The following is an 18608-nucleotide window of genomic DNA, read 5'->3' on the forward strand; positions in this document are numbered from 1 at the left end:
TTATTGCCAACCTTTCATCAGAGCAGCGACAACTGTTCAGCCGCGGGCTGCTGCTTCCGTTTGCTCTCCTGGTGGGTTTGGGCCAACAACTCCAACTCAATCCGGTCCAGAAACGGGCTGCGCGGCAGCTGGTACTCTTTTCCAAGAAGAAAACGGCTGTCCGCGTGGGAGAGAAACAGGCGTTTTTTAGCGCGGGTCATTCCGACATAAAGCAGCCGTTGCTCCTCAGCCACATCAGCCCGCTGCGTTTCAAACAGCGCATAGGGGAGCAATCCCTGTTCGCAACCGGGAATAAACACGGCATCGAATTCCAATCCCTTTGAAGCATGCAGGGTCATCAACGCCACGGCCTCGCTCCTGGAACTGTAATCATCGGCCGCCATCCCCAGCGCCAGGTAGTCAAGCAACCGTTGTGGTTGCGGATATTCGCCGCACAATTCCAGCAGCCGACGGATGGCGGGGTCTTCCAACAGGCTGGAGCCGTCCGCCCGGGCCGCGACCACAGCGGTGACCAGGTCACGCGAGTCGTTCAATTGCCCCCATTGCTGCAGTTGTTGTTCGCTGAGAGCGAAACGCTCCACAACCTGCCGGTGCAGAAATGGGTGGTCGGGCTGACGAACCGCCTGACATTGCTGCAGAATCGATTTGACCGGCTCACGGCGGAAAAACGGCGCTTCGCCGACCACGCGGTATGGAATATGGTGATCCTGCAGCGCTTTCTCCAGCACCTCCATTTGTCGGCCCAGCCGGCAGAGGATGGCAATCTCCGCCAGGCCGCCGATTTCTCCCTGCGCATGGCCACTGGTCACGGCGGAATCAATGGAAAAAAAGCTCATGCCGCCCAGCAATTGCTCAATGGTGCGGGCTACGAATTCCGCCTCGCTCTTGTCACTGCGATGATGATCGATATTGATCTTGACCTGCGACGGCACTCCTGACAAAAAGCCCACCTCCGCAGATTCTCCCGGTTTGCGCAGAACATGGCCGGAGGCCCTGATCACCGGATCTGGGCAGCGGTAGCTTTGACTCAGCTGATAAACCGCGGCCTGCGGATAGTCCGTGGAAAACTGCTGGATGTACTGAATATCGGCTCCGCGAAATCCGTAGATCGCCTGATTGGGATCACCAATGGCAAACAGGTTGGAATCTGCGCACGGTGCCAGCTGACGGATCAAGGCGTACTGGACGCGATTCACGTCCTGGTATTCGTCCACCAGCAGCCAGGAAAAACGTTTACGATACTGGTCAAGGAGTTCCGGCTCAGCAGCAAACAACTGTAAGGGCTGGTAAAGCAGGTCATCGAGATCGAACAGGTTCTGTTCGCGTAAGACCTCCTGCCAGTCCTTGAACCACGGCTCTTCCTGAGCGCCGGGCAGCTCAACCTGCAATTGTTTGACCTGGCTGATCAAGGCCAGCCGCTCTTTGAGCAGGTTTTTATCCCACCCCAGGTGATGGCGGGCGATGAGTTCCTTGTCCTCCTCATCAAGCAGAGAAAAATCCGCGCTGCGGCCGGTTTGAACCAGCTGGTCACGCAGAACCTGCAACCCAAAAGCATGGAAAGTGGCAACCGTGATTGCTTGGGCAACAGGTCCCAGCAGCAGGTTGAGGCGTTCGCGCATCTCCTGCGCCGCCTTATTCGTAAAGGTGATGGCCAGAAGGCTCTCTGCCGGAGCGGTTCCACTGTCAATCAGCCGCTGGATGCGGTTGACCAGCACCCGGGTTTTGCCGGTCCCGGGACCGGCCAGGATCAGGGCCGGTCCTGCTGCGTGCTCCACCGCCGCCAGCTGTTCGGCATTAAAGACAAACTCCGCCGTCGGTTTGGCAACGGAAGCTGCCGGCTGCCCGGCAGCGGTTTCATTCTGTTCGTCCCGTTGTTCAACCAGCTGCCGGTACTCATTCAGGTCAAAGGTCAGCAGGGCGCGCTTGCGTTTGGCTGAGCCGTCGGCAGCCCCCATGAACAGGCTGTTTTGGGCGGAAAACCGCTCCTTTTCCCCGGCAGCAAAAACCCGGATACTGCCATACTCGCCGTCATATCCTTCCTGAATCAGTATCTCTCCGGCCCGCATCCGCCGCAAAGCTTCAGCCAACAGCGCATCCCCTTCGCGTTCAACGACATCCACAGGCAGGTCCATAAGAATGGAAAGCTCCGTTCCCCATTTGCGGATTGCCTCTTGATAGACCTGGCTGACCTTTTTGCTGTTTACCCCGACCCCCAGCAATTCCCCAAAAATCTCTTTGAGGGGAATCAGCGAATGAAAGGGTTTCCGGTTGGGGCGCTGCAGGATATCGGCCCGGTCGGACAGTTGCACCACCCGATTGGCCACACCGACGGTGACCGGTTTGCCGCAGTGCGGGCAAATTCCGTTGTTGCGCAAGGTGGCCACCGGATCGAGGCAGACCCCGCATTTACGGTGGCCGTCAAAATGATACTTCCCTTCCTGAGGGAAAAAGGAGATGGTGCCGAGAAATTCCTCCCCGCCGCTGGCAACGGCGCTACGGATGGCCGCGTAGCTCAGTTCGGTGGCCAGCAGATTGGCGTTGCGGCCCAGCTTTTCCGGCGAATGGGCATCGGAATTGGCCAGCAGGGTGAAATCATCCAGAAAGGAACACATCCAGTTGATGGCCGGGTCGGTGGACAGACCCATTTCCACGCCGGCCAACAGCGGGGCCAGCTCGCCAAAACAGGCGCGCAAACTGTCAAATCCTGATTTTGCCCCCAACACTGAAAACCACGGCGTCCAGATATGCGCCGGGATGAACATGATCTGCTCAGAGCTGTTCAGGCACAGCTCAAACAGATCCTTTGAATCAAGGCCGAGAATGGGACGGCCATCCGCGGTGATATTGCCGATCCGCTCCAGTTTGTCCTGAATGGTCTCAACACTGGCAAAATCAGGGGCACAGACCAGGTTGTGGACCTTGCGGACCTGGCCGTCTTTTTTATAGATATTGCTGATTTCTCCACTGAGCAGAAAACGGACTTGACCTTCAGGCGCCGGGCAGTCCTGTTCCTCGGGCACACCCCGATAAGCCGGTTTGAGTCGAAACAGTCCCGCCTCGGCCGGCTCCAGTTTCTCTTTCAACTCGGCCAGCCAGCCCGGATGGGTCAGGTCGCCGGTGCCGACCACATGAATCCCCTTGATACGAGCCCAGTAGTCCAGATATTCCGGGGTCAACTGTTTGCTGGTCGCGCGTGAATAATGAGAGTGGATGTGAAAATCGGCAACGATGGGTTTCTGCTGAGTCATGGAATACGGCTTTCGGGCTGGATGTAAAAAAATCGGTTATGCCGGAAAATTATTATTCAATGTTCACAGCACCCCTGTCAAACCACCGGGAGGTCAATGAAAAGCTTGCCAGAGAAAGGTCATCGCACCGACCAGCACAATCCCCTCCATCAACCAGGCATGAACCCGGAGTGATATTTTCCCCAGACAATAGCGGGCCAGATAAGCTCCCGGAATCGTCGCGGCACCAACCAGCAGACCGATGCAGAGCATCAGCAGGTCCAGGCTGGCAAAGCGGCCGAACAAAACGACTTTGACCGCACTCATGATCACGGCCAGAATCGCATCAGTGGCAATCAGTGCAGCACCCTGCACTCCAGCGGCCAGTAACAGGGAAATCAGGAACACCCCGGTCCCGGTCATTCCACCGTTGATCACGCCGAATAATCCGCCGGCGAAAATTTCTCCAGGTGCCCGCAGCTGAAAAGCGGCCCTCCGCAATCGTCTTCGCAAAGGAAGACTGAGCAACAAAAAGCAACCCAGGGCAAAAGCAATCCAATCGGCTTTCAGGAGAGTATAGCCATAAGCCCCCAGTGCGCACCCCGGTAAACCAAACACCAGGAGACGACGCACATGATCCCACTTGATTGCCTCCCTGAAGGCCAGAGCCCGGCTTCCGTTATTTAACAGCATGGCAACCGCCATGACCGGAATAACATTCGCGACCCCGACAACCGGACTCAAGAAGACCGGCAGGATCAAGCCGGTACCGAACCCCGAGATCCCCCCCATGACCGCAGCGGCAAAAGCGATAATACAGGTAAAAAGAAACTGCAGCAGATGTGTTTGTAAAAAAGGGAAAAAGGAATCCATGGCCAACCCAACCGAAAAATCCGTTTGCAATGAACGGAACGCGCGCTAGTATAGCGCTGGCATTTATCTGCAACCAAAATAAATATGCATGGATAAATTTTTATATGTATCAGGCGCGACGAAAAGCCGGCGGTCTGCTGCACGCGGCCGGATATCTCCGTCGTTGTCACAAAATTTGTTTTTGTAATAATTTTTTGTCAGGTTTAGAGGTGTTCCATGATTCAGGCAGAGAGCCAAAATCAGGATTTTCTGACTTTCTTCACCAATGGTGAACAAGAAGGTATAGCAGACACCACCAGCGACAAAGGCGGCAGCAATCAAGGGTTTCGCCCGCACGATTTGCTGGAAGCGGCGCTGGCCAGCTGCATGAACATAACACTGCGCATGACCGCCCAGCAGATGGGAATTGCTCTTTCCCAAGTCAGGGTTTCGGTTTCCCTTGATCGCAGTTCACCGGATCGCTCGACATTTGGTTACAGCGTTGTCTTTCCCGATTCCTTATCAGAACCGGAACAGCAGACCCTGCTGGCAGCAATAGAGAATTGCCCGGTTCGCAACACCTTGTCGAAGGGTCTTTGGTTTACCCCGATAGACGATTAATTTTGACCGGAGAAGAAAATGGCAACAGTCAAACAACATTATGAAGAGGTACTGGCGGACGTTTACGTCTGGATGTTTGGCGGTTTTTCCAACGCCCTTGCTCAAAACAGCGCTTTTCTCAGCCGGCATGACATCAAGCCGGTCTCTTCCGGGATCGCGATTGATCTCGGCGCGGGCTGCGGCTTTCAGTCCATCCCCCTGGCCCGGACAGGTTTTACGGTCACGGCCATCGATCATAGTCAAAAGCTGCTCAATCTACTAGCCGATCACGCCGATGACCTGAGCATCACTATCATCAATGACGACCTGGTTCAGTTCGACCGGCACCTAACGACTTCGGCGGAACTGATCGTCTGCATGACCGATACCCTGCTGCATCTCGATTCCAAGGCAACGGTCTGCGAACTGTTCCGAAAAATTTTCACTGCATTGGAAAAAAACGGCCGCTTTATCGCTACATTTAGGGACCTGAGCTTTGAACTGTCAGCTCTTGAACGCTTTATCCCCGTCAAAAGTGACAACAGCAGCATCATGACCTGCTTTCTCGAATATGAACCGGAAACGGTCAAGGTCCACGACCTGGTTTATAAGAAGGAGAATGAGCAGTGGACATGCCACAAAAGCTTTTACCGCAAGCTCAGGCTATCCCCGGATTGGGTGCTTGAGCAGCTGTCCGGAGCCGGCTTCAAGTCCATCGAAATGAGCAACGATCAGGGTCTGATCAGTGTGATCGCAACCAAGAGATAAGATCGCGGGCAGACACCGCTACCGGAGTGGCGGTGTCTGCCCGCTGGCACAGTCCTCCCGGCTTTTGCCGGGCCCGTTTTACCACCGCGTGGTTACGGAGCGAACACCTCTATTTCTTTCATCCCGATCCAGGCCGTTTGTGCGTTGTGTCCAGTATAGCGCAGATAGCGGGCCGAAAACGGTACCGGGAAAGACAGGACAGGGTCGGTCGTCGTCAACCAAAGCCCGCTCTGCTGATGTCGCGTCGTCCAATCCGTTCCATCAACGGAGGATTCAAGAGTCATCTCTTCGGTCTGCAGAACCCCCAGGACAACCTCACCGATGCTGTACTCAGCCCCCAGATCAACGACAAACTGGCAGCTGTTGTTGACGCCCTGATAGCTATACCACCAGGTATTGACGTCGCCATCGGTCACATATTCAGGAAGTCCCTGCTGGGTATTGGTCAGGGCGCTGACCGATTTATTCAAAGCCAGATTCGCGGTCTGAACGGGAGCCGCTTCTTTATAAATCAATTTATCGAAACCCGAGGCAACGACGGTTCCCCCGTCATAATCCTCGTAATAAAAGGGGAATTCCGTCGCCGTCTCACCGGCCACCCCATAGAACCAGATTCGGACGCTCACGGCTTCGCCGCTGGACAGGGTCAGTTCGCCGGTCGCACTGTCATAGTTCAAGGTTCCGCTTTCTACCTGGGTCCCATCATTCCAGCTGTACTGATTGCCGGCGTACAGGGTCAGTTCTTCGCCAACGGTTGAGGCAACCGTATAAACCCCGCTGCCGATCGCTTCAGGAATGTCAGGCGGAAACATTTTTTCGCCCGCAACGTCAATGACGGTATCACCCTGAGAGGTCACCACGACGACGTTTCCATCATCCCCGTAAAAATACAGCTCACTGGTTTCATCCGCCGTCTCGATAACAACGGCATCATCCTCGGCAAAACGCCAGTCAGCGACGACCGGAGCGGTGTTATCGGCGTCAAACATATACAGGGTCGCCGTTCCTAAACCATTTTCGGCATCGTAAGCACCAAAGACGACCCGCCCGCCGCAAAAATCCGTCGCTCCCAGACAATCGTCGTCATCAATCAAAAAGGTCCGCCCGGCCAGATCGCTACTGTCAAACTGACGGACTTTTGCCAGCGGTAGATTCATAACCCCGCTTCGTTCGTCCCCCAAAACCGGATCGGTCGTCATAAACCGCAGATACTCGGGCCACTCGCCGACCAGGGTCAGAGTATAGGCAGCACTGTCAGTATTATCAACCAACTGTACATCGTTGCCCGTTCGGGACCAGGTTCCCTGCTGTAGATCGACGACACCATCCTCAGCGGATATTGCCCTCCAGTCACCGGTTGCGGAGAAGTGCAGCACAGCTCCACCGAAAACATAAGAGCGATCCTGGAAGGTTTCATCCGTCAGAGAAATCTCGTTGCTGACCAGGCGAACACCCTGACTGCCGTCATTGGCCAGCATCACGTAGGAATCGGCGGCCAGGGGGAGCAGCTCGGCGGCCAGAAAATCGGCCGGAGTCACGGCCGGATTGTCCAACCGGTGCAAGGCATAATTATAGGGGGCCAAAGCCAGGACAAAGCTGCCCAGTTGCTCGGCAATATCGTCAATGACCGGGAAATCATAGCGATTGTTGATCAGATCCTCATAAAATTGCCCGGTCCACCAATAGAGAATAGCGGGGATGGTCGTTGCCAGATCATCCATGGTCAGCGCCGGCATTCCGGCGGCCCGTCCGGCCAGGTCCAAATCCGCGTCTTCGAGCATGCTCTTACTGCAGAGCAGTTCGACGGTGTCAAAGAGCAGTTGGGAAAAATCTTCGCTGTCCAGGGCGGCGGCAATACGCTCCGCAGTCAGCTCCCGGGGCGAAAAACGATTCATGAATTCCATGACGGAATAGGCGACGAAATCGGTGCGCAGCAGGGCGAGGTCGTCATCGGTCAGTTGGCCGGCGGAGAGGCCGGTTATGGCCGCCAGCGGGTCGCTGGACAGATCAGCCGGCTGCAATTGGGCGGCCCAAGGCAGCCCGGCATCGCTCAACAAGGTCAGCAGTTCATCGGCACTCAATCCCGCGGCCAATAAAGTGGTCAGCGGTGAAACAACCACCTGGCCAGCGTCCTCGGCATTGATCTGGCGTTTCAGAATCAGGGTGAAGGGCAGGCCCTGATGAGTGCCGGGATCTTTCATCACCAGCGTACTGCCAATAGTGAGCGGCTCGGCAAAGCTGAAATAACCGTTTTCATCAGTGACGGTGGAGAGTTGTTCCCCCTCATCCTGAAGACCATTATTGTTCTTGTCCTCAAAAAAGAGCGCGCCGATGATGTAAGGGTCGACCGCCACCCCCGCGGTGACCGTGGAAAGGTTGGAATCCCCTTCGCCAGCACTGTCCCTGGTGTGGTTGTCATCACCGTCACACCCCAACAGTCCGGCCAACAACAACACCAGACCTAAAATAAACAACCTGTAACCCCTCTTCAGCATGTTCAGATCTCCTTTCACCTGTCGGTTTTGTATTGAGACCTAAACAAACATTAATATAGGGGAAAATAAAGTCGACTTTTTGTCAACTTTCCACTAAAAAAGACAGAAAAATACTGAATATACATCAACCACGATGCCAATTATGACTGCCAGACACTGCTCTCCAGTTTTTTCCTTTGCCGCCTTTGTCACCTGGCTTCTGGCCGTTCCCATGGATGGCCCACTGCTTTCTGCAAACGGGCTGCCGGCGCTGTCATTCTATTTTCTGCTGCCCCATGTGTTGGGCCTGTTTCTGCTCGGTTATCGCTGTTCAAAGGTGCAACTGGAGCGGCTCCTCCCCTACGGGGCTGTTCTTACGGTCCTGTTGACCAGTCTACTGCCGTTTTTCGGCACGGCGCTCCCCTGGATCGGAATGCTCTTGGGATTCAGCGGGGCCCTGGTGGCGGTTGCGGCCTGCGCTCGCCTGCGGCAGTCGGCCACCCCTGTCGGCCATGCAGCAAGTGGTCTGGTCGGGGCCAATCTGGTGCTGTTTGCCCTGCTGACTCAAGCACAGAACTCACCTTGGTTCTTCGCGCTCCTCAGCCTGCCCCTGCTCAGTCTGCTGCTGAAACCAAAAGCACTGCCTGCCCAGTCGTTGCAAAAAAGAAAATCCGCCCTGGGAGAACTCTGGCTGTTTCTGCCCTTTATTCTGCTCTTTCATCTGGTCGGCGGCCTGATGTACAGCTTTATGTACCCGGCTTATCTTGATCAGGCCGTGCTCCCGGGTCTGGAATTGTTTTTCTACATTGGGACGGTCAGCGCCAGCGCAAGGCTGGTCAAGAGCAGCCGCGAACTCTCCCTGATGGGTGGAATCCTGCTGGCCATGCTGTCCTTTATCCTGCTGCAGACCCGGCAACCGCTGGCGGTGAATTGTGCCATGTTCAGTATGCAGGCGGGTCAGGGGATCATCGACCTGTTTCTTATTGTCTATCTGCTCTCCTTTAACGAACCGATTCGCGCTTTCGGTTTCGGCCTGGCAACCCTGTGTCTCGGCGTCAGCGGTGGGCAGCTGCTCGGCGCCAGCCTGCAGCAATACGCCGGCAGCATCGCCCTAACCGGGCTGATCTGCCTGAACCTGGCCGCATTGAGCCTTTACTATTACCGCTGGCGCATTCAACAATGGTTTGCCGAGCAGAGTCCGTCCCAGCCGGTTGCCCAGCCCGAACCTGTGCAGATCACCCTTCCCGACAGCATCCGGCTGCAACTGTCCGACCGGGAATGTCTGGTTCTCCAGCACAGTTTGAACGGGACGACCTACCGGGACATCGCCAGCCAGCTGGATATTTCGGAATCATCGGTCAAAACCTACATGAAGCGGGTTTATGATAAGCTGGGGATGCGCAGTCGGAAGGACTTGGCCAGCTTGATCAACAGCCGGGGGTGAGCGGCTTCCAAACCGTCAGGACATGTTATGCTAGGCAATATTTTTGACAAGTTACCGGTTGAGCTGGCGGAAGAAGAGTTCCTGGAGCTGGTTCACTCCAAAATGGTGCGCATTGAAAGGATTGTCTCCAGGGGGCACAGTTCGCCGGCGTCCGGCTGGTACGACCAGGAAGAGCACGAATGGGTCATGGTGCTGGAGGGCTCGGCCACGATTCAGTTTGCAGACGGTCGTGAGCAGGAGCTGAAACGAGGTGATTATCTGCTGCTGCCGGCGCATGTCAAGCACCGGGTCAGCCGCACCGATCCAGCACAACTGACCCTGTGGCTGGCCGTTTTTTATCCGCCGTCCTGCAACGACGTCCCGGCCCCATAAGCGTACCCTCAGAACAGTCCGGAAAACCCGAGCCGTACGGAATTATCAACGCCGACCCGCTCATCATCAACCAGGTCGCAACGAATGTTCTGATAGCTGATAAAGGCATTCAAGCGGGGAAAAAGAGCATAACTCAAACGAACTTCAGTTTCCATCAGGTGAGCTGAATCCCCAAAGGAAAAAACTTTGGGTGCATAGTTGAAACCGACCGATATCCCCATCCGCTCGGTGTCCGGAATGACATACTCGCCGCGCAAAGCGATGGCGATGTTCAGAAAATCGACTTTTCCATTGGCTTTTCCGGTATAGAGCTTCGCTCCGATACGCATTTGCAAGGTCGGGTTATCGATAAAAGGCTGGCCGGCCAGGTCCAGTCCGCCGCTGAACATTTCGATATCCTTATCATCGTTGTGTAGGTAGCGTGCATTGGCGATAACGAGTCCGTAGTGGCCGCTGAACAGCTCGGGTAAGGCCTCTTCCGGTGCCGCAGGGGGAGCATCAGCGTTATCATTCTGATGCTGAAAAAGGTATTCGTACAGGAACTGAAAACTGCTGTCGTTAAAACTGATTTCAGCGGTCCCGGCCCAAACCGGGGTCGTCAGCAGACAGAAGATAAACCCTAAAAAATATTTACGCCACATGGGCATGCTACCCTTTCGTTATCCTCGCCGGGAAAACAGCGAGCCTTAGCTTCAGCTCCGCGAAGCGGTAGTTTACTGCGGAAGGATCTTTCCTGTCTGTTTGATCTTGACTACTTTTTGTTACAGTCGCTTCTACACCATAGCCAAGCCAGGCCCTGGTCCCGCTGGACGACTGGCGGATCGCCCATTCTTGATCTTTAGCGGCTTTTGCAGTAATTTTTGAGAATGGGGGATGCCATGAAGAGACCAGTTTTGAGAAACATTTGCCAAACCGCAGCCTGCTGAACAAAGCAGGGGCGGTTTTTTGTTTTTTTGACTGGCCGCAAGATCGCCTCGTCACCCGCTCCTATGCCCATCCCGGCCGGCGCGCTCCTGACGCTCAAACACCAGGGGTGACGGCAGGATAATGCTTCTCGGCAACTCTGCCCGGGCATGTCCTTTTACCGAGGGAGAATGCTATGAAGAGTTTTTTCGCTCCGGCCGCCAAAACGGGCTCAAAAAAACTGGCGGCGCAAATTGAAATTCTCAGCGCACACCCGGTGGTCAGTGGCCTGCTCTATTCCATCAACGGTCTGCTCGCAGTCCTGAACGAACAACGGCAGATTGTGGCGGTCAACGACTCTTTGTTGCAAATGCTCAACCTTGAGTCCGCTGACGAAGCCCTGGGCCTGCGACCGGGCGAAGCCCTGCAATGCACTTACGTGCAGGAGGAATCCGCCTGCTGCGGAACCACCAGGATGTGTTCGAGTTGTGGGGCGGCCATCGCCATCGTTTCCAGTCTGGAGCAGAATAAACCGGTGGAAAGAATCTGCGCGCTGACAACCCGAAAAGGCGATGAGGAGATCGATCTTGCGCTGCAGGTCCGCTCCCAACCGATCCTGATCGACGGGGAAAGGTTCCTTTTACTGTTCCTTCAGGATGTCACCCTGCAGCAACAGCGGGCCGCCCTGGAACGGACCTTTTTTCACGATATCAATAATATGCTGGCGGCCCTGGAAGGCGCCAGCGAACTCCTGGTCAGGCAAACGCCGATTCCCCTGGCCAAAAATCTGCACCAGGCAGCCGTTCGCCTGCATAAAGAAATCGCCATTCAGCGTTGTCTGACCCAAACCGAATCCTGCAGCTACCAGCCCCTGCACCACAGGATATCCGCAGCAGAGGTGTTTAAGGAATTAAAAAACTTTTTTTCCACCCACCCGGCGGCCCAGGGCAAGTCTCTTCAGTTTACCGAAGCAGCCGCGGACGCCGTGGTGATCACGGATAGTTCCTTATTATCACGGGTCCTGTGCAACATGGTCACCAATGCCCTGGAAGCCACGGAGTCAGCGGGATCGGTCCGCATCTGGTCACTGGCGGACCCCAAACGCCTGACCTTTCATGTCTGGAACGATCAAATGATCCCAGCAGAGGTTGCCCGGCGTATTTTTCAGCGGAATTTCTCCACCAAAGAGCAGGCCGGGCGGGGGATCGGAACCTTCTCAATGAAGTTTTTCGGTGAGAAAATCCTCGGTGGAAAAGTCAATTTTCATTCTTCGCAGGAGCAGGGGACAACCTTCAGCTTTTCATTGCCGCGATAAAACCGGGAGCAGGCATCATCACGAAGCGGTTTGCAGTGACCAGCGCAAGAACGACTATGCATTATTCATTACAACCGCACTGACTGATTGTCTTGAGACGGAAAGAGGTTCATCAATTCATGTGGGCGAAAAAATTTAATCCACAGGATCTTGAAATCATGCAGGAAAAAGCCTCCGCTCTGGGACGGGCCGGGGAAAAACTGGAAACGGCGCTTAATCGTTTTCGCCAGGCCCGGCAGGAAAATATGCCTGCCGCGCAATTAAATGATTTGTGCGTCGACGCGGCCACCCGGCTCTGGGTGCTGGCTGTCCAGCGGGAATCGCTCGGCTTCGTTCAGGATAATGAAAAATGGCTCAAGGAATGCTATCAGGTTCCGGCAGAAATCTGGCGGCAGTTTCGCCGCCTGTAATCTAGCCGGACCGCTTATAAATGCCTAACATGGCCAGGGTATAAAGATGCTCAGACGACTGCTTTCATCTGATCTTTTTTTATGATATGTATGATGAATAGTCACCCCGTGGCGATATCCAATCGACCATTTCCAAGGAGAAGTCCATGAACATTTTCTTTTGCGGCCCGGCTGTCATGTCCCCTGATGGCGGTGTTTCCTACCGGGCCAAAGTTGACGACGAAAGCATCTTCTGTCGTATGACATTGGCAGCATTGCGCGCCATCGACCCCGCCAACGGTGAGACCGATCCGATGTCTCAGTTCCAGGCCAGCAAATCAAGCCTGCTGGCCATTGCAGAGCAGAAAATCCGTGCCGGCCAGCTTGAAGAAAATCTGGTTTGGGTCACCGCTGAGGATGTTTCAAAAGACGCCATGTAACTGTTCCCCCAGGCCCCCTGAAGGAGCCCACCGTTACCCCCTGCTCCTTCAGCACAGCTGCTGTTTAAAAGTCCCAACCCAGCCGCACCGGCTCATTTCCGGTGCCTTCTTGCTGCTGGGTTCCCCTGCCCCCGATTGTTTCTGCGGTCCACCCTCCCCTTCGCATTACCCACAAAATTATGTTAAAAAGATATCGTCGCTATAATTAATTAAGTAGTTGCCATCCGGAAACTCCGAAGGGCAACGGCTAAGTTTTCAGATTGGAAACGAGAAATTTTTCGTTGTGGCAAGGAAATCAAGGGGTTGCGCGGAGGCGTAGTACTTTACGCCGCACAAGAAAACCCGCAGATCGACACCGCCACAGCGGAAAAGGGCCGTTTCCGGATGAAAACTAAGTAGCCAAGAGGGTAATGAGAACTGGTCATCTCGACGGCAAAACACATGGAGGGCTTCACCATGACACAACAGCACCTCGCCCAAAGTCTCTACGAAAAACTGGTCGGTGAAGAAGATGCCAGAGCTTGTAACTCCATCAGTGAAGAGGCCTGTCAGGTTGTCCCGGGTAATTTTCTGCTGATGGTTTTCAGCCATTTTTTCAGCCAACTCGGAGATGCGGTTGCCAATCCCAAAGTCGTTCTGCCCTGGGTCATGGAAACAATCCATGCCCCTTTATACCTGATCGGTTTCCTGGTGCCGATTCGTGAATCGGGCTCGCTGCTTCCCCAATTGGTCATCGCAGGCTTCATCCGCAAACAGGAGATCCGCAAAGGGGTCTGGATATTCGGCAGTATCCTTCAGGCAGCAGCCATGGTCAGTATCGGGATTGTGGCCTGGACCCTGCGGGGCGCGCTGGCGGGATGGTGCATCATCGCCCTGCTCACCCTGTTCAGTCTGGCCCGCGGGCTCAGCTCGGTCGCGTCCAAGGATGTCATCGGCAAAACCATCCCCAAAACCCGCCGCGGTCAGGTCACCGGCTGGTCCGCCAGCAGTTCCGGCCTGGTGACGGTCGGCCTCGGGCTGCTGTTTCTGTTCAGCTCCAACCAGGCGCTGACCCCGCTCAACTACGCCGTTATGTTGATCGCTGCCGGAGCCCTGTGGCTGCTCGCTGCGCTGGTTTATGCCCGCATCAAAGAATTCCCCGGCGCCACTGAGGGCGGCCGGAATGCCCTGGTCGAAGCCATCAAACGCCTTGATATTCTCCGCCGCGACCAACCGTTCCGGCGCTTTGTCATCACCCGTGCGCTGCTCCTCTGTTCCGCACTGACCGCTCCTTATTACGTGGTCCTGGCCCAGAAAAACCTGGGCTCTCCGGTCTCCCTGCTCGGCCTGTTCATTCTGGCCAGCGGTGCGGCCAGCCTGCTGTCCGCACCATTCTGGGGACGGTTCGCCGATCGCTCCAGCCGTAAGGTGATGATTGCCGCGGCGATCATGACAGCGATTCTGGGGATCAGCGTCTACCTGATCGACAGTGTCCACCCCGGCTGGCTGGCCCTGCCCTGGCTGCTGCCTGCGGTCTATTTCATTTTGAGTATCGCCCACCAGGGGGTCCGGGTCGGTCGCAAAACCTACGTGGTCGACCTGGCCGAAGGGAACAAACGGACCGATTATGTCTCGGTCAGTAATACCATGATCGGCATCATCCTGCTGATCATGGGGTTCAGCGGTGCGCTCAGTACTGTTTTGTCCATCAGCACCATTATTTTGCTGCTGTCACTGCTGGGAGTCGCCGGAGCGGTCCTGGCCATCTCTCTTCCCGAAGTCGAATAATTCAGGCGCTCTCCTGCTGACCTGCGACAAGGCATAGCCCCTTTGCTGCCAATCGGCAGCAGAGTTCTTTGAAAATACCCGATATAAATGGTAAGCTTTCGCCAGCTTATTTCCCCATGTCCCGTCAGGAGACCGGCTGGACCGAGGTTTGCGGACTTTCGACGGCAGGCTCGGTCTGCAAGAGGCCGGGGAAATCAGCCAACCTCCGGACCAATGAGGATCTGCATGCCTCGAATGAGTTCAAAAAACCTGCAGGGACTTATTTATCGAAGTGCGCTGACCAGTTCGCTGGTTCCCATCCTGATGATCGAGCTGGCGCTGGTGCTGCTTTACTTCGGCATCAATGCCTATATCTCAGAGCACAACAAGCAAACCCTGTTCACTGAAGTCAGCCAACACCTTCGCGACGTAACCCGCCGGGAGGTCAACACTATCAACACCCAATTGCAGGAGGTATCCCGCTATGCCGCCATCCTGCAGCGGGATCATGAAAAGTTCTTTGCCACCCCGGACAGCTGTTATCTTCCCAACGGGACCCCAAGGTTTGCCGTTCACCGCAACGGGGCCTATTACAAAACCAATAACAACGGCGGCGCCAGCCTGTATTATTCGGCCTCAACCCCCATTGGGACCGTTGAGAAAAAAAAGGCGCTGTGCAGTGAAAAGCTGGATGACATCCTGATCTCCGTGGTGCAGACCAGCCCGATCATTACCCAGGCGTATCTGAATACCTGGGACAATATGGTCCGCATCTATCCGTTTCTGGACAATGCGCCCGAGCAGTTCGGGCCGGCCCTCAACCTGACCGCCTTCAACTTTTATTATCAGGCCGATGCCCGCCACAACCCGCAACGGCTGCCGGTCTGGACCGGAGTTTATCTGGATCCGGCCGGCCAGGGCTGGATGATTTCCAATGTCGTCCCCATCTACCGGGGCGATTTCCTCGAAGGGGTCAGCGGTGTCGACGTGACCCTCGATGTCTTTGTCAAGCAGATCCTCGATCTCCAGCTGCCCTGGAACGCGCAGGCATTCATGGTTGAGGAGAATGGCTCGATCCTGGCGATCCCGGCCGAGCTGGCAGAACTGCTCGGGTTGCCGCCGCTGAAAACCCAGGGGGCACCTCTGGCGGACACGGCGGTCCTGGCTCAGCGCGGCGAATACAACCTGTTGAGCAACCAGGAGTTGCCCATTGACGCAGCTCTCAAGGAGTTGTTTCTGAACCGGGCCGACCTGGCGGAACTGACGATTGCCGGGACCCCGTACCTGGTCAGCCAGGAGATCGTCCCGGCGACCGGCTGGCGGCTGCTCACCCTGGTTGACAAGTCAGCCATCTTTACGCCGATCTATGCGCTTGATGCGCTGAGTAAACGGATCGGAATCGGCGCCATTGTTGCAATGCTGTTCTTTTATGCGGCCTTCTTCCTTTACCTGCAGCATAAATCGAGCAGGCTGGCGGCCCGGATTGCGGAACCGATCGAAAACCTGTCCAAGCTGACCGGTGGCCTCGGCGCCGCTTTTGAGAGCGCTCCGCCGGGTACGGTCGGAATCAGGGAGATTGACCGGTTAAGCAATAACTTCAGCAATATGACCCAGGAACTCGGCAAACGGACCAAAGATCTCGTCGCCCTGGAATTGCGCGAAAAGATCAAGGAGAAAGAGGCGGAAATCCTTGAAACCCTGGCCTTGACCGACCGGCTGACCGGGCTGGCCAATCGCCATAAGCTCGACGAAGTTCTGGAGGATGAACTGGCCCGCTTCCGACGCTTCGGAATGCCTTTCGGCGTGATCCTGCTGGACCTGGACCATTTCAAGGAAGTCAACGACACCCATGGCCATCAGGTCGGCGATCAATTCCTGAAAGAAACGGCTGAGCTGCTGGCGAATAAGACTCGCCAGACAGATACCACCGGACGCTGGGGCGGCGAGGAATTTCTGATTGTCTGCCCCAAAACCGACCACGACGGTCTACTCGAAATGGCCGAGAACCTGCGCCAGGCGCTCCAGGCCCATCACAGTTCCCCGGTCGGCCACAAAACCGCCAGCTTCGGTCTGGCCCTGAGTCAGCCCGACGACAAGGTGCGGGATATTATCAGCCGGGCTGACAAGGCGCTTTATCTGGCCAAAAGCCGCGGCCGCAATCGGGTGGAATTCGGCCAACCGCTGCCGCCAGGTCCCAATCCGCAACCCACAAATCAACCATGAGATAGGATTGACCGACCCTGTTGAATCAGGATCGTTTTCAAATCAGCAAAAAATGCTAAACTGATATCTTCGTTCTGGCTGTGCCAGACAAATTCCCCAACCACTGGAGGTCGCTGTGAAACTGGTTATCGGCAACAAAAACTACTCTTCATGGTCGCTACGGGCTTGGTTTATGCTCGCAGGGTTTGACCTTCCGTTTGAAGAAATCCGCATTCCACTGTCAACCCCGGACACGGCCGCAGCGATCAGACAGTATTCCGCGGCTGGGCGGGTTCCTGTATTGCTGGACGGGGAAATAACGGTCTGGGACTCGCTGGCTATCTGTGAATATATTTCCGAAACCTTTCTCTCCGGCCAGGGCTGGCCCAGCGATCACGTCGCCAGGGCCAAAGCCCGCTCCTGCTGTGCTGAGATGCATTCCGGTTTTTTCGCTCTGCGGGGGCAGATGCCCATGAACTGCAGAGCCCACCAGCGCCAGGTCGCCATGACTGAGGAATTGCAACGGGACATTGACCGGATCGACGCAATCTGGTCAGACTGTCTTCGCGAACACAGTTCCCAAGGCCCCTGGCTGTTCGGCACATTTTCCATTGCCGACTGCATGTTCGCTCCTGTTGTCATGCGTTTTGCCAGCTACAATCCACCTTTGTCCACCCTGGCCCGGCAGTATGTCCAGACCGTGCTGGATCACCCCCGAATCAAGCTGTGGCAGGAACAGGCAAGGGCGGAAACCGAAATTATCCCTGCCGAAGAGGTCGGCCTCAAAGACGAATAAGCCACCGCGAAAACCGTTTGAGAGCTGATAGCGACCGCATTATCTGATTCGTCAACCATTGACAATCTCCGGGTTGACTAAACAGAGCGCTCAGGGCATGATCATGAGCAGAGCCCGTCAGCAATTCATCCATCCGACATCTTTCGGGCTCTGTGCTTTTTGGGCCTGCAGCAGACGTATCAAAGGATGAATGGATTATGGGTTATCTTTGCGCTATCACTATTCTTTGGGCATTTTCTTTCAGCCTGATCGGCGTTTATCTGGCCGGCCAGGTCGATGCGTATTTTTCCGTGCTCACCCGGGTTGCGCTGGCAGCGCTGATTTTTCTACCGTTTTTGCGCCCGGCTCCGCTCAAACTAGCGGCCAAAATGATGGCCCTGGGCGCCATTCAGCTCGGCTGCATGTACGTGTTTTACTACCAGTCGTTCCTGCTCCTGACCGTCCCCGAAGTCCTCATTTTCACCATTCTGACCCCGGTCTATGTCACCCTGATCTTTGATCTCATGCAGGGGCGGTTCAGCGCACGCTATCTGGTCACAGCACTGCTCGCAGTGCTGGGGGCGGGAATCATCCGTTACAACGGCATCGGTGAGCAGGTTTTTGTCGGTTTCCTGGTGGTCCAGGGCGCCAACATCTGTTTTGCCCTGGGCCAGGTCGGCTACAAGGTGCTGTTGGAAAAAGAAAAAAATATCCTTTCACAGCGGGCAATCTTCGGTTATTTCTATCTGGGCGCGCTGGTTGTCACTGTGATCACCTGGCTGCTGTTCGGTAACCCGGCCAAACTGCCGACCACCCCGCTGCAATGGGAAATCCTCATCTACCTGGGCGTGATCGCCTCGGGGCTGGGTTATTTCTTCTGGAACAAAGGGGCCACCAAGGTCGATGCCGGAACCTTGGCGATCATGAACAATGCCCTGATTCCCGCCGGACTCGTGGTCAACCTGCTGATTTGGAACCGCGACGCCGACCTGCTCCGACTAAGCATCGGTGGCGCAGTGCTGCTGTTCTCGCTGATTCTGCATGAACGCTGGGGCAAGCAGCCGCAAAACCGGCCGGAATTCAACTGAAAATCGGTTCCCC

15 protein-coding genes are annotated in these 18608 nt (G+C 55.6%); 11 read left to right on the forward strand and 4 right to left on the reverse strand.

From position 1 onward, the window contains the following. Nucleotides 1–17: 17 nt before the first annotated feature. Together N909_RS0106900 and N909_RS0106905 are read right to left on the reverse strand one after the other, a co-directional pair. Nucleotides 18–3248: a UvrD-helicase domain-containing protein gene (locus tag N909_RS0106900; protein ID WP_029913340.1), complete on the reverse strand. Its 3231-nt coding sequence runs from the start codon at nucleotides 3246–3248 to the stop codon at nucleotides 18–20. Nucleotides 3249–3341: 93 nt separating this feature from the next. Then, nucleotides 3342–4100 (reverse strand): sulfite exporter TauE/SafE family protein, encoded by a 759-nt coding sequence (locus N909_RS0106905; RefSeq protein WP_051689581.1) that lies wholly within the window; start codon nucleotides 4098–4100, stop codon nucleotides 3342–3344. Between the two features lie 216 nt (nucleotides 4101–4316). Here N909_RS0106905 and N909_RS0106910 point away from each other — a divergent pair, with 216 nt between their 5' ends. Next, a complete protein-coding gene (locus tag N909_RS0106910; RefSeq protein ID WP_029913345.1) occupies nucleotides 4317–4700 on the forward strand; it encodes an OsmC family protein in 384 nt (127 codons plus the stop codon). 18 nt (nucleotides 4701–4718) lie between these two features. Continuing rightward, a complete protein-coding gene (locus N909_RS0106915) occupies nucleotides 4719–5447 on the forward strand; it encodes a class I SAM-dependent methyltransferase (protein WP_029913347.1) in 729 nt (242 codons plus the stop codon). 92 nt (nucleotides 5448–5539) lie between these two features. On the opposite strand, the gene N909_RS0106920 is transcribed toward N909_RS0106915, so the two are convergent. Beyond that, a complete protein-coding gene (locus N909_RS0106920; protein ID WP_029913349.1) occupies nucleotides 5540–7942 on the reverse strand; it encodes a discoidin domain-containing protein in 2403 nt (800 codons plus the stop codon). Between the two features lie 142 nt (nucleotides 7943–8084). Here N909_RS0106920 and N909_RS0106925 point away from each other — a divergent pair, with 142 nt between their 5' ends. Both N909_RS0106925 and N909_RS0106930 read left to right on the forward strand, forming a co-directional pair. Next, on the forward strand, nucleotides 8085–9365 hold the full coding sequence (locus N909_RS0106925; protein WP_029913351.1) for a response regulator transcription factor: 1281 nt from the start codon (nucleotides 8085–8087) through the stop codon (nucleotides 9363–9365). A gap of 27 nt (nucleotides 9366–9392) precedes the next feature. After that, nucleotides 9393–9737 carry a cupin domain-containing protein gene (locus tag N909_RS0106930; RefSeq protein ID WP_029913354.1) on the forward strand — a complete coding sequence of 115 codons (345 nt, stop codon included), beginning with the start codon at nucleotides 9393–9395 and terminating at the stop codon, nucleotides 9735–9737. Between the two features lie 8 nt (nucleotides 9738–9745). On the opposite strand, the gene N909_RS0106935 is transcribed toward N909_RS0106930, so the two are convergent. Beyond that, nucleotides 9746–10378, reverse strand: coding sequence for a hypothetical protein (locus N909_RS0106935; RefSeq protein ID WP_029913356.1), 633 nt, complete (start codon nucleotides 10376–10378; stop codon nucleotides 9746–9748). 458 nt (nucleotides 10379–10836) lie between these two features. Here N909_RS0106935 and N909_RS0106945 point away from each other — a divergent pair, with 458 nt between their 5' ends. The 7 genes from N909_RS0106945 (at nucleotide 10837) to N909_RS0106975 (ending at nucleotide 18595) form a co-directional block, all read left to right on the forward strand. Further along, complete coding sequence (locus N909_RS0106945) at nucleotides 10837–11955, forward strand: sensor histidine kinase (RefSeq protein ID WP_029913358.1); 1119 nt, start codon at nucleotides 10837–10839, stop codon at nucleotides 11953–11955. Nucleotides 11956–12113: 158 nt separating this feature from the next. Next, on the forward strand, nucleotides 12114–12365 hold the full coding sequence (locus tag N909_RS0106950; protein ID WP_155005886.1) for a hypothetical protein: 252 nt from the start codon (nucleotides 12114–12116) through the stop codon (nucleotides 12363–12365). A 146-nt stretch (nucleotides 12366–12511) separates the two neighbouring features. Continuing rightward, entirely contained in the window at nucleotides 12512–12784 is a 273-nt protein-coding gene (locus N909_RS0106955; RefSeq protein ID WP_029913361.1) for a DUF1488 family protein, read from the forward strand. 456 nt (nucleotides 12785–13240) lie between these two features. Then, nucleotides 13241–14551, forward strand: coding sequence for an MFS transporter (locus tag N909_RS0106960; RefSeq protein ID WP_029913363.1), 1311 nt, complete (start codon nucleotides 13241–13243; stop codon nucleotides 14549–14551). Nucleotides 14552–14785: 234 nt separating this feature from the next. After that, nucleotides 14786–16753: a sensor domain-containing diguanylate cyclase gene (locus N909_RS23720; RefSeq protein ID WP_051689582.1), complete on the forward strand. Its 1968-nt coding sequence runs from the start codon at nucleotides 14786–14788 to the stop codon at nucleotides 16751–16753. Between the two features lie 115 nt (nucleotides 16754–16868). After that, nucleotides 16869–17528 carry a glutathione S-transferase family protein gene (locus tag N909_RS0106970; protein WP_029913368.1) on the forward strand — a complete coding sequence of 220 codons (660 nt, stop codon included), beginning with the start codon at nucleotides 16869–16871 and terminating at the stop codon, nucleotides 17526–17528. 197 nt (nucleotides 17529–17725) lie between these two features. Then, entirely contained in the window at nucleotides 17726–18595 is an 870-nt protein-coding gene (locus N909_RS0106975) for a carboxylate/amino acid/amine transporter (RefSeq protein WP_029913370.1), read from the forward strand. Nucleotides 18596–18608: the final 13 nt, after the last annotated feature.

The sequence above is a fragment of the Pelobacter seleniigenes DSM 18267 genome (assembly GCF_000711225.1).
Taxonomy (GTDB): Bacteria; Desulfobacterota; Desulfuromonadia; order Desulfuromonadales; family Geopsychrobacteraceae; genus Seleniibacterium; species Seleniibacterium seleniigenes.